Annotated in this window: 9 protein-coding genes; 5 read left to right on the top strand and 4 right to left on the bottom strand. The window is 36.3% G+C overall.

Annotated elements, in window-relative coordinates; all coding sequences use genetic code 11:
* Positions 1–423: 423 nt before the first annotated feature.
* The 4 genes from recA to AC3QL1_RS04955 all read right to left on the bottom strand — a co-directional run bounded on the left by recA (position 424) and on the right by AC3QL1_RS04955 (position 3,773).
* Positions 424–1,431 (bottom strand): recombinase RecA, encoded by a 1,008-nt coding sequence (gene recA, locus AC3QL1_RS04970; protein ID WP_318801851.1) that lies wholly within the window; start codon positions 1,429–1,431, stop codon positions 424–426.
* A gap of 171 nt (positions 1,432–1,602) precedes the next feature.
* On the bottom strand, positions 1,603–2,112 hold the full coding sequence (locus AC3QL1_RS04965; RefSeq protein WP_492495620.1) for an acyl-CoA thioesterase: 510 nt from the start codon (positions 2,110–2,112) through the stop codon (positions 1,603–1,605).
* 120 nt (positions 2,113–2,232) lie between these two features.
* Positions 2,233–2,616 (bottom strand): DoxX family protein, encoded by a 384-nt coding sequence (locus tag AC3QL1_RS04960; protein ID WP_492495618.1) that lies wholly within the window; start codon positions 2,614–2,616, stop codon positions 2,233–2,235.
* Positions 2,617–2,624: 8 nt separating this feature from the next.
* A complete protein-coding gene (locus AC3QL1_RS04955) occupies positions 2,625–3,773 on the bottom strand; it encodes a DNA polymerase III subunit (protein ID WP_492495616.1) in 1,149 nt (382 codons plus the stop codon).
* 436 nt (positions 3,774–4,209) lie between these two features.
* Between AC3QL1_RS04955 and AC3QL1_RS04950 the strand changes: the two genes are divergently transcribed.
* The 5 genes from AC3QL1_RS04950 (at position 4,210) to AC3QL1_RS04930 (ending at position 13,198) form a co-directional block, all read left to right on the top strand.
* A complete protein-coding gene (locus AC3QL1_RS04950; protein WP_115844776.1) occupies positions 4,210–4,662 on the top strand; it encodes a hypothetical protein in 453 nt (150 codons plus the stop codon).
* Between the two features lie 180 nt (positions 4,663–4,842).
* Positions 4,843–6,135 carry a beta-helix domain-containing protein gene (locus tag AC3QL1_RS04945; protein WP_492495614.1) on the top strand — a complete coding sequence of 431 codons (1,293 nt, stop codon included), beginning with the start codon at positions 4,843–4,845 and terminating at the stop codon, positions 6,133–6,135.
* A gap of 103 nt (positions 6,136–6,238) precedes the next feature.
* On the top strand, positions 6,239–6,652 hold the full coding sequence (locus tag AC3QL1_RS04940; protein WP_492495612.1) for a hypothetical protein: 414 nt from the start codon (positions 6,239–6,241) through the stop codon (positions 6,650–6,652).
* Positions 6,649–8,118, top strand: a complete 1,470-nt coding sequence (gene sprC / locus AC3QL1_RS04935; protein WP_492495610.1) for a gliding motility protein SprC — start codon at positions 6,649–6,651, stop codon at positions 8,116–8,118. The genes AC3QL1_RS04940 and sprC overlap by 4 nt, the downstream gene beginning before the upstream one ends.
* A 1-nt stretch (position 8,119) precedes the next feature.
* The gene (locus tag AC3QL1_RS04930) at positions 8,120–13,198 is read left to right on the top strand and encodes a PorP/SprF family type IX secretion system membrane protein (RefSeq protein ID WP_492495608.1); all 5,079 of its coding nucleotides are present in this window, start codon (positions 8,120–8,122) and stop codon (positions 13,196–13,198) included.
* Positions 13,199–13,279: the final 81 nt, after the last annotated feature.

Raw genomic sequence — 13,279 nt, 5'->3', positions numbered from 1 at the left:
GTTTTCTTGCGGTTTTTATTCAACAACACTTCTAGTTTCTCTTTCATGGTTACAGTTCTTTAAAGGTTGATAATAAAGAGTTTGGCTAAAACTCAGTCAACGTCACAATTATTAGATTGCAAAGAGTAAAAAAGGTTGCGCAGAAAAGTAAAATATTTCTTAAAAAAGAATAAAAACCCGTTAGCACCAAAAAACTAACGGATCTTTATAAACAATAAACAACCAAATTTATTCTAAAAATAAACTCTCGAACAAGTATTTATGGCAGTAAATACCAGGTAAAATCGTAAGTCTTCTTATAAGAGATGATTGTTGTGAAAGGGTTGCGTGTAATTTTGATTTTTTTTCAATAAAAAAACCCGACAAGTTTTTAAAACTGTCGGGTTTGAGAATAAAACCAATAAATTATTGATTTTTATATGTTTAAGCGTTTGCTAATTCTTTGATATGAGCTTTAATTTTTAACTCTAATTCATCCGCTAATTCAGGATTATCTTTAATTAAAGCTTTAACAGCATCACGTCCTTGACCTAATTTTGTATCTCCGTAGCTAAACCATGATCCTGCTTTTTTAACGATATCAAATTCAACTGCTAAGTCAAGAATTTCTCCTGTTTTAGAAACTCCTTCTCCGTACATAATGTCGAATTCGGCAGTTTTAAAAGGCGGAGCCACTTTATTTTTAACCACTTTTACTTTGGTTCTGTTTCCGATAACATTTTCTCCGTCTTTAATTTGAGAAGAACGGCGAATATCCAAACGTACTGAAGCATAGAATTTTAAGGCGTTACCACCCGTTGTAGTTTCAGGATTTCCAAACATTACACCAATTTTCTCTCTCAACTGGTTGATGAAGAAAACGGTACAATTTGTTTTGCTGATAGTTCCTGTCAGTTTTCTCAAAGCCTGAGACATCAAACGTGCGTGAAGACCCATTTTAGAATCTCCCATTTCGCCTTCGATCTCGCTTTTTGGAGTCAACGCAGCAACCGAGTCAATTACAACAATATCGATTGCTCCTGAACGAATTAAGTTTTCAGCAATTTCTAAAGCTTGTTCCCCATTGTCTGGTTGTGAGATGATTAAGTTTTCGATATCTACGCCTAATTTTTCAGCATAATTTCTATCAAAAGCGTGTTCTGCATCTATAAATGCTGCAATTCCGCCTGCTTTTTGAGCTTCTGCAATTGCGTGTAATGTCAATGTTGTTTTACCAGAAGATTCCGGTCCGTAGATTTCGATAATTCTTCCTTTTGGATAACCGTTTACTCCAAGTGCTAAATCTACACCAAGAGAACCAGAAGAAATAGTTTCAACTTCTACGATGGCTTTGTCGCCCATTTTCATTACGGTTCCTTTTCCGTACGTTTTATCTAGTTTGTCAAGCGTTAGTTGTAACGCTTTTAATTTGGCATCTTTCTCTGAACTCATCTCTTTTTTTTCTTTTTCTTTCATCTAAGTTTTTATGTTTTTCTCCTTCAATAAATCAGAAAATGAAATAACTTCCTGATTTAGATTTTCATGGGCATGTAATTTTGTAAAATTACTTCTTTTTTTTGAAGTAACAGTATCGCAAATTGTTCCAAATTGTCACAACTTTTACTATAAAAACAAAGCCTTTAATTCTGTGGCATCAGAGGGTGTTATTTTACCGGCCAATAGTAAACTCAATTGTTTACGTCGTAAAGCGGCATCAAAACGCTGTATTTCAAGTTGAGTTTCAGGCAAAATTGGCGGAACTTCAACTGGTCTTCCGCTATCGTCCACGGCAACAAAAGTATAAATGGCTTCGTTGGCTTTGGTTCTGCTTCCGGATTCACGGTCTTCTACCCAAACATCAATAAAAACTTCCATAGAGCTTTTAAAAGACCTTGAAACTTTTGCTTCTATTGTTACTACGGCTCCAAGGGGAATGGCTCTGTTAAAAGCAACGTGATTTACAGAAGCTGTCACTACAATTCGGCGAGAATGTCTTCTTGCGGCAATACTTGCTGCGCGGTCCATTCTGGCTAAAAGTTCGCCACCAAAAAGGTTATTTAAAGGATTTGTTTCACTTGGTAAAACTAAATCAGTTAAAATAGTTAGAGATTCTGAAGGGTGTTTTGGATTCATTTTTTTTAATAATAAAAATTTATTTGATGTCTGCTAAGCAGACGGTTTTTTTGCCACAGATTTCACAGATTAAAATGATTAAAAATCTGTGTGAATCTGTGAAATCTGTGGCATATTTTTTTAATTCAACCAATAAACAGCCATTACAGCCGGAATAAAATAAATAACAATGGTTCTTGCTCCGTCGTAATCTTTGGCTAATCGTTGTCCGAAAAGCATCATTAACAATGATATACAGGAGAATATAGCTCCGTAAAAACCAAATTCACGACCACTGTTGGTAAGTAATTGTATAATACCAACAACACATAAAATTCCTGAAATTAATTCCAGAATTAACAGATGAAGAAGGGCAAGCGGTACTTGATTTTTTAATGGTGTTTTTGCAAAATGTCCTTTAAGCCACTCAACATTATCTTTCCAGTAAAAAATCTTTTCGTAACCTGATTGTAAAAACGTTAAGGCTAAAAAAGCCAATATTAAAATTGAGGCAACATTATTCATTTTGAAAACTATTTTTTATGAATTAAACGAGTCAGTTTTATAGATAAATCGGTAAGGATTATTTTTGCATTTCCGTTTCTTTCAATATGATACATCGCATCTGAAAGTTCTTTGAAAATATCATGAATGTTGTTTCCGTTTACAAATGGTGCAAAATTTTCCAATTTAAATTTGTCGACTTTTGGTTCGATATATACCAAACCCGGTGCTTCGTAACTAAGCAAAAGTGCCTGACGGAACATTTCGATACAAAACTGAATGAATTTTTTCTGGCTTTCGCGGCCTAAACCGGCAATTTCTTCGCTCCAGGAAATCAAATCCTGAATTGCCGCTGCATTTCCTTTTGCTCTAAAAGCGGCACGAACCCAATTGACAAACCATTGTTCAAAAGGATATTCAGAATCATCTTCTTTTAACAAAGAAATGGCTTTGTTGAAATTTCCCTGAGCCTGATGCGCAATTTTTTTGGCAAGATTTGAATCTATATTTTCCTGAGAAACCAATGCTTCTGCAATTACTTTTTCGGGTAAACCGTTAAAGTGAATTACCTGACAACGAGATCTTATGGTTTGTATAATGTCTTCTTCATTTTCAGAAATCAAAATAAAAATGGTTTTATCCGATGGTTCTTCGAGAAGTTTTAAAAGTTTGTTGGATGCGGCGATATTCATTTTATCGGCCATCCAGATAATCATGATTTTATAACCGCCTTCGTATGATTTTAACGCAAGTGATTTTAAAACTTCCTGTGCATCTTCGACACGGATTTCTCCTTGCTTGTTTTGAACACCGAGAATTTTATACCAATCGAATAATCCACCGTAAGGCATTTCCTGAATAAAAGTTCTCCAGTCCTGAATGAAATCTAAACTCTTTGGTTTTGTTTTAACATCTTCGGTTGTTACGGTTGGATAAATAAAATGCAAATCGGGATGTGAAATGTTTTCGAACTTCAGATTGCAGGAATCATTTCCGTTTGAATTTTCGTCTCCGGTATTACTGCATAAAATATATTGCGCGTAAGCAATAGCGGTGGATAAGGTGCCGCTTCCTTCAGGCCCAATAAACAATTGTGCATGCGGAATTCGTCCCGAAGCTGCACTTTTTATCAAGTGACTTTTGATGTAATCCTGACCTAAAATTTGTGAAAATTGCATGAAGCAAAGATAGAAGAAAATGATGTAGGCAAAAATTTTCAGTAAAAAGTTTAATTGTGTGCGTTCATTTTTGTATTTATGAAAAGTTTTTTAACTGAATTGTTGATTTATTTCTTCTTAAGTTTTATCAATACTGAGATGATTTGAATAGATATTAAGATTTTTTTGTTAATAGTTTTTGCAAAAATGTTTAAAAGCAATGTTTTTTTTGAGTACAATAATGCGTAAAGCGACTCTATATTTAATACATTTCTTACAGGAAAAAATTTTAACAAAATTAACAAAATCTTCGGCAAAACGCATATTTTCTCGACCTACGACCATTTTTTAAGGTAATTTTAAGCAGAATTTTTCAAAAAAAAAAACATTAAAGTTGCGATTTAACATAATTTATATATTTTTGTTTTCATCAACAACCAATTTTTAATAAGAATTTATGAAAGGGAAAATTATTTTTTTTAGTTTATTTTTTATTTTGACAACTGCGGCAGCATCAGCTCAGGCAAAGAATGCTCCCAGAAGTATTATTAGTACAACAGCTCTTATTCGTAAATATCACGATCAAAAAGAATTGAGTGGTATGCAAAAAGGAGAACTTTTAGAGTTGTACATTGAACGAATTAAAGTACTAGTTAAGACACTCCCTTACATTGCATTGGTTACAAAACCTGGTGTGACGATGGCAGACTTAGGTATTCCGGACGATTCTGAACACAAAAAAGTTTTAGACAATCAGGCGGTAGGTACATCAGCATTTTTGGATGTGACTGTAGAGTTTCAAAGAAAAATGATGCCTTACTCTGATAAAGGAAACTTGATTGCAGCTATTTTATTTTACGAAAGCACATTAAAATCTTTACATGAGTTCAACGAATTGAACGAAATGTAATTAAAATAAATTTTTTAAAACCTTTTTTAAACTGTTTACGTAAATGAACGGGAACATTTAAAAGAAGTTTAAAAATATTAACTCGTTCTCGATGTGTTCTGATACTTTCAGGAAAATCGAGATGAGTTTTTATCATATTACGCATACCCAAATTTATTATTAACCTAATACCCTTTTATCATGAAAAAAATTACTCAAATTATCTGCGTTCTTTTGACAGTTACGAGTATGAGTGCTCAACAAGAGAAAGGAATTATGGGCTACAACAACTGGTTGAACAACTGGACAGAATTTAAGCCTAACAAAGTTGACTATGGAGAAGCAAACCAAATTTTAGCAGGAAACATTTCTGTTAATACTAAATTGCTAAAAAGAAACATTTATGTTTTGCAAGGAAACGTTTATGTTACTAACAATGCCGTTTTAACAATTGAACCGGGAACTTTAATTATTGGTGATTTCGAAACAAAGGGAACATTGGTAGTTACAAAAGGTGCGCAACTTGTTGCAGATGGTTTAGAAACTGATCCAATCGTTTTTACATCAAACCGCAGCCAGAAAAAAGCTGGTGACTGGGGTGGAATTGTAATGCTTGGTGATGCACCAATTAATAAATTTGGAAACGTTGGTTCTTATAACTTAGATCTTGATCCTACACTTACTACTTACGGTGGTGATAATGTAGCGAGTAATTCAGGAATCTTAAGATTTGTGAGAATCGAGTTTGCAGGTAAAAAAGTTAAAGGTGCTGACACTTTCAACGGATTAACAATTGCTGGTGTTGGAAACAAAACTATTCTTGAAAACGTAATGGTAAGCTACTCTGGTGGTGACTCATTCGCTTTCTACGGTGGTGATTTGAATGCTACAAAATTAGTATCTTACAAATCAATCAACGACGATTATAAATTTACTCAAGGTGTTCAATGTCGTTTATACAATTCATTAGCCGTAAGATCTTCTTATTTATCAAGTAATAAAGACGGATCTCGTTGCATGGAAGTAAAATCATACGAAAAGAAAAGCGAAACTGATTTTACTAAAAAACAAACTTTAGTTGCTGCAACAAACATTACAATGCTTAATGATAGTGAAAACATCAATGCTGACATTCAATCAGGTTTAGTAAAAGAAGCGATCTACATTGCTGAAAATGCTTCTCTTGAAATGAAAAGAAGTGTAATCTCTGGATTTAATCCTGCTGTTTTATTAGACAGTAAAACTGAGATTAACGATGCCAACCTTAAAAAAATCAAATTTGAAGAAATGTATTTCAACTTATGTAAAGGAAATATCTTTACAGAATACAATTCTAACAACGAAGATTTAGAGAGCTGGTATGGTAATAGTGTTTTCTTTAATGTTTACTCTCAAAGCGACAACAAAGAGACATTCATTGATATCTTTAACCCTAAGAAACCAGATTTCAGACTACAATTAGGAAAAATTACAGCATCTAGCGGAAACAGATAGATACATTTAGATTTTTATTTCAGAGCGTAAATTTTATTAATAAAGTCCCCAGACACAATTTATGTATTCGTCTACAACGGACCCAAATAAAGATCAAAATATAATGGCCCCGATAAAAAGATATTTTACTTGTATAATATTTTTGATTTCGCCTGTAACGTTAAGTTTGTATGCACAGAGTAAAGTAGAAGAACCTACATTTTCTATTAATTCTGATTGCGGAATGACTTCGCGTACTCTTAATCAAAAGAATGATATAGCTGATAAACGTATCAGCAAATTAGATAATTCTAATCAGTTTATAGCTGGGCTGTCTATCCCCAAAGACAGCCTTGCTATGGCCACTGATGAGAATAATCTATCAACTTCAGAATGTAACGAAAATTCAGTAATAGCTGGTTCTTACTCGGTTCTTGCAAAAGATATCATTGAGAATTACAAATATGATTTTTCTGAAACATTCATTGATATTTTGTTTTATGAAGATATAGATTTAGCAAGAACACGCACTATATGATTCAAAAAACTACTTTTTTAGTTTACCGTTTTATTCTCTTTTTTAGTATTTTATTTTTTACTAAAACAAGTTTATATGCGCAACCTCCAACAATAGTTCCGCAAACACTTTCTTATCCAAGAATTTGTGCGGGACTTATTGTTAGTGGAGCGCCTTTTAATGAATATAATGCAACTTTTAGTTATGTAAATTTTCCGGCTGGTACCGAGTTCGTAGTAGAACTTTCAGACGAGTTAGGAAGTTTTACAACTCCTGTTGCCACTACCAAAATTTCTTTTGTTGATAATCCTGCTTCTCAGCAGCAAACCATAAAATTTGCTGTTCCAACAGATTTAAAAGGATCAGATACACATAGCATTCGTATAAAGAGTGTTACAGCAACTCCGGTTACAAGTATAAAGTTTAGAAACTCTCAAAATGTAACTGAATTTCCTATTTACTACAGAACCTACGTTGAGTCATTTACTATTAATGATAAAAGCGGATCTGCAATGATATGCTCTGGAGGAAGTTTAAGCCTTTCTGTGGATAAATCAACCCCAACAGCACCATCTCCTGCAGATTTTCCAAATTTAAAATATAAATGGTTTAAAGACGATGTTGTAATTGCAGGACAAAGCGGTACAACGTTAATCGTAAACACTCCTGGTGTTTATTATGCACAAGTAGATTATGGTGGATGTCTTGATGAGAACTTTAGTTCGAATCGTGTTACAGTGACCAGCTCCAGCTCAGGTGGAGGAGTAACAATTAACTCAAGTTTAGGAAATCCATTTTGTTCTAACGGAACAGGAACTGTATTAACTGCAACATCTGGAAACAGTTATGTTTGGAAAAAAGACGGAGTAGTTATTACAGGAGTTACAACACGAAGCTACACCACAAATGAGTCAGGAGTTTATACAGTTGATGTTGATTTTGGCGGTTGTAAAGCTACAGGAAGTATCAATTTGAGCAGTAATGGTTTTACTGCAAGTATAGATGTAGCCGAAACTACTACTATTGAAGAAGGTGAAACATTAAGCGCTAGCGTTACAACAGATGCAACAAGTCCAACTTTTGAATGGTATTTAAACGGAAACATTATTAATGGCGCAACAACAGCAAACTACGTGGTAGCCGTAAGAGGTAATTACAAAGTTGTAATTTCTCAGGCGTCTGGATGTATTGCTACAAAAGAATTTAATTTTAGAGTTACAGGTCCATCAGGACCAGCAACGGTTATTCCAAACATTATTAAGTTAAGTGGTTTAAATCCATATTGGAATATCCCAAGTGAATATAAAAATGCAAACACCAAAGTAATGATTATAAGTTCGAATGGTGATATGGTTCTGGATGTCGTAGATTATCAAGGCGATTGGCCCCAGACCTCAATTGATTTTAAGAATGTAAATCCAGTTTATTACTATGTCATTAAAGGCGACGCAGGTGAGAAAAAAGGATCAATAACTGTGATTAAATAATATGAAGAAAATTTTACTATTCATAACTTTATTTTACGGTTTTTCAAATTTACTCTATTCCCAGGATACTGCTGAGAATGGAGTTGTTTCGTTTTCATTACCTATCAGAAATTCTTTAAAGTTTAATAGATATTTAATTAACCCGGCATTTAGTTTCGTTCGCGAATCAAATGCTTATTTGAGTTTTTATAATAAAAGACAATGGGTGCAATTTGAAGACGCCCCAAACACCTATTTATTTGGCTATTCAGGTCGTTTTAGAGAAAATGAAGCGTTTGCTTTTGGCTTATTTCAACAAAATTATGGTTTAATGACCGTTTTTGGAGGAGTAGGTAACTTTGCGCATAACATCGTTTTAGATCAGGATAGTAATTTAACTTTTGGTTTAAACGTAGGTGCCTATCAAAGCAGTTTAAATAAAGGAAAAATAATTTCTGACGATCCGGATTTATTAGTTGGTGATTATCCATCAAATACAATGCTTACCGTAAATCCTGGTATCAACTACGGAACAGCATTTCTTGATTTTGGTGTATCTGTAAACAATTTAATCCTGTACAATTTTGGTTCTGGAGTTATAAAAGACGATCCGGAAAGAGCGATTGAATTACACGCAATGTATACAGGATACATTGATAGTTATGGTTTTTTTGAACAAAGTAAATTTTCTGCCATATTAAAAACAGAAGTTAAATCAGAAAAAACAGTTATTTCAGGTCTTGCCATGATCGCTATTCCAAAGGGAGTTTGGGCGCAGGCAGGATACAATACTTTATACGGAGCTTCAGCAGGACTTGGTTTTAATATTACGCCAAGTATTGCTATAGAATATAATTATGAAAGAGGAATGGGGAATTTCACCAATTTAGGTGGTTCTCATGAATTTGCTATTGCATACAAATTCAAAAACAGAAATTACTATTACGGAGATGATGAAGAAGGTTCTCTTATAGATCCGGCCAAAGCAAAACCGGTAATGGCCAAGAAAACAACATCTACCGAAACGAACAGAGTTAGCGGAGCTGAAAAAGCAAAACTGGCAGCAGAAGCGAAGGCTCAAGCCGATGCCGAAGCACAAAAAGTAAGACTTGCAGCTGCAGAAAAAGCTAAGGCTGATGCCGAAGCCGCTGCGAAAGCAAGATTAGAAGCGAACAATAAAGCTAAAGCAGATGCCGAAGCATTAAAGATAAAATTAGCCGCAGATGCTAAAGCTAAAGTTGATGCACAGGCAGCAGAAAAAGCAAGACTTGCAGCAGACAATAAAGCGAAAGCAGATGCGCAAGCCGCAGAAAGAGCAAGATTAGCTGCCGATGCTAAAGCAAAAGCCGATGCACAGGCCGCTGCTAAAAAAGCACAAATTGCCACTGCAAATAAACCAGCAACAACCACAACGACAGCTGCTACACAAAAAACAGCTGCACAATTGGCTGCTGACAAGTCAAAAGCAGATGCTCAGGCAGCAGAGAGAGCAAGATTGGCAGCAGGAAACAAAACAGTTGCTGACGCGCAGGCAGTAGAAAGAGCAAGATTAGCCGCAGACAATAAAACTAAAGCTGATGCACAAGCACAAGAAAGAGCAAGATTAGCTGCTGACAACAAAACTAAAGCCGATGCACAAGCAGAGCAAAGAGCAAAATTGCTGGCAGATAACAAAGCAAAAGCAGATGCACAAGCTGCAGAAAGAGCAAGAATTGCTGCAGACAATAAAGCTAAAGCAGATGCACAAGATGCAGAAAGAGCAAAATTAGCAGCAGAAAATAAAGCCAGAGTAGATGCTCAGATTGCAGAAAGAGCAAGATTGGCTGCTGCAAAAGGAAAAGTGGATGCAGAAGGTGTTGCTAAAAAACCAGCAGTTACAGAAACAACAGCTGAACCACAAAAAACACCAGCAGAATTGGCTGCTGCAAAAGCCAAAGCAGACGCTGAAGCTGCTGCAAAAGCAAAATTAGATGCAGATAATAAAGCTAAGGCAGATGCTGAAGCATTAAAAATTAAGCTGGCTGCAGATGCTCAGGCAAAAGCTGATGCTGCAGAAGCAAAACGTAAAGCAGATGCTAAAGCAAAAGCTGAAGCGGCAGATTTACAATCTATACTTGCTGCAGATGCAAAAGCAAAAGCAGATTCAGATGCGCTTCAGGCGAGATTAGCTGCAGAAGCTAAAGCTAAAGCTGCAGCTGAAGTAAAAACAAAAGCAAGCATTGATGCAGCAAACAGAGCAAAATTAGCTGCTGATGCTAAAGAAAAAGCAGCTCAGGAAGCGGCATTAAAAGAAAAAGCAGCAACAGAAGCGAAAGCAAAAGCTGATGAAGAAGCAAGACAAGCAAGACTGGCTTCTGAAGCAAAAGCAAAAGCAGACGCTGAAGCATTGAAAATAAAATTAGCTGCTGATGCAAAAGCGAAAGCTGATGCAGAAGCACAAGCAAAAATAGCTGCAGAAGCAAAAGCTAAAGCAGACGCTGAAGCACTTCAGGCAAAATTAGCTGCAGACGCAAAAGCGAAAGCTGATGCAGAAGCGCAACAAGCTAAACTAGCTGCCGATGCAAAAGCGAAAGCCGATGCAGAAGCAGAACAAAAAAGATTAGCTGCTGAGGCTAAGACTAAAGCAGACGCTGAAGCACAACAAGCTAAACTAGCTGCCGATGCAAAAGCAAAAGCTGATGCAGAAGCAGAACAAAAAAGATTAGCTGCTGAGGCTAAAACTAAAGCAGACGCTGAAGCACTTCAGGCAAAATTAGCTGCAGACGCAAAAGCTAAAGCGGATGCAGAAGCTCAACAAGCTAAATTGGCTGCCGATGCAAAAGCGAAAGCCGATATGGAAGCTTTACAAGCAAAATTATTAGCTGATGCTAAAGTAAAAGCTGATGCAGAAGCTACTGAAAGATTAAAAGCGGAGCAAGAAGCTAAAAAGTTACAAGCAGCCGAAGAAGAACGCCAAGCGAAATTAGCTGCTGATAAAGCTAAAGCCGATGCAGAAGCATTAAAAGTAAAACAAGCTGCTGAAGCAAAAGCAAAAGCTGATGCAGAAACTCAAGCAAAATTAGCTGCTGAAAAAGCGAAAGCTGATGCAGAAGCTCTTAAAGCAAAACAAGCAGCGGAAGCAAAATTAGCTGCTGACGCTAAAGCGAAAGCAGATGCAGAAGCATTACAAGCGAAACTAGCTGCTGACGCAAAAGCAAAAGCTGATGCAGAAGCATTACAAGCGAAACTTGCTGCCGATGCAAAAGCAAAAGCAGATGCAGAAGCATTACAAGCGAAACTAGCTGCTGACGCAAAAGCCAAAGCAGATGCAGAAGCATTACAAGCAAAACTGGCTGCTGATGCAAAAGCAAAAGCAGATGCAGAAGCACTTCAGGCAAAACTAGCTGCAGATGCTAAAGCTAAAGCGGATGCAGAAGCATTACAAGCGAAACTAGCTGCTGACGCAAAAGCAAAAGCAGATGCTGAAGCATTACAAGCGAAACTTGCGGCTGATGCTAAAGCGAAAGCAGATGCAGAAGCATTACAAGCGAAATTAGCTGCTGATGCTAAAGCCAAAGCGGATGCAGAAGCATTACAAGCGAAACTTGCGGCAGATGCAAAAGCCAAAGCTGATGCAGAAGCATTACAAGCGAAACTTGCGGCAGATGCTAAAGCGAAAGCAGATGCTGAAGCATTACAAGCGAAACTTGCTGCTGACGCAAAAGCAAAAGCGGATGCTGAAGCACTTAAAGCGAAACTTGCGGCTGACGCAAAAGCAAAAGCTGATGCTGAAGCATTACAAGCAAAACTAGCTGCCGATGCAAAAGCCAAAGCTGATGCAGAAGCATTACAAGCAAAATTAGCTGCTGACGCAAAAGCCAAAGCGGACGCTGAAGCATTACAAGCAAAATTAGCTGCTGACGCAAAAGCAAAAGCTGATGCGGAAGCTCAACAAGCTAAATTGGCTGCTGACGCAAAAGCCAAAGCGGATGCAGAAGCATTACAAGCAAAATTAGCTGCTGACGCAAAAGCCAAAGCGGATGCAGATGCAAAAGCAAAAGCAGATATGGCGGCTGAACAAGCAAGATTATTAGCAGAGCAAAAAGCAAAAGCAGATGCAGAAGCTAACGAGAAATTAAGAGCTGAAGAAGAAACAAGACAATTGAGATTGGCTGAAGAGGCACAACAAGCGAAGTTACTTGCAGACGCAAAAGCGAAAGCGGATGCAGATGCACTTGCAAGAGCTGCTGCTACAGATGAAGCAGGAAAAGCAATTGATAATTTAGCGTTGTCATTAGATGCATCTGCTAAAACTCAAAGTGATTTATTGACGCAGTTTAATGCTACTGTAGCAAACAAACAAAAAGATCTTGATGACTTAAAAGAAGAAAATGATTTAAGTGATAAAGGAATTTACAAAGAGCCAAAACCATTTAAAAGTGTAGCGGCTGAAAATAGTCAGATTGAAGCTTTAAAATTACAAATAGCAGAAGCCAACAGAATTCAGAAAGATGAAATTGCAAGGCTGACTAATTTATATAACGAAAGACTTAAAAAATTCCCGAATAAAAATGATGCTACGAACAGGGCTTATTTAGAAAAAATAAACCAATTGAAAGCAGCACAATTAAAAATGGAAGCAGATAGTGCAGCATTACTTGCGAATTTAGAGCGTATTAAAGCTGAAACTGAAATTGAAAAAAGACGTAGAATTAAACAGGCTGCGTACGAGAATGATCAGGGAAGATATGCACAGGACGTAGCGGCTCTTAAACGTATTAAGGAAACTACTAAACCAAGCAGTACGCCATTAACTGCAAGTGATTTTGATTTTGGTGAAGACCAGTCAAACATGCAGATTATCAAAAATATTAAAAATGCTGACAGTGGTTTCTATTTAATTATTGCCGTTCACAGCAGTGTTGAAAAAAGAGATGAATTCTTAACTAAAGCGGTTGCCGCAGGACGTACAGATGTGAATTTCTTCTACAACGTAACAACAAGTAAGTATTACATCTATTACGAAAAAGTCGAAGGATTGCAAGAAGCTCAAAAAGCGATGGAATCTAAAGGTAAAGAGCCATATAACGGGAAAATGGCTATCGTAAAAGTGGAGAATTAATATATAAAGAATCAAAATTCTTAATTTTTAAGGATATAAAATAAACGTTTTAAAGTGCTGAAATTTTGTACTCTAATAGCC

It is taken from the genome of Flavobacterium sp. GW823-FHT04A11, assembly GCF_058796535.1.
Note: the sequence above shows the minus strand (reverse complement) of the source record. Positions and strands in the feature narration are given on the sequence as shown.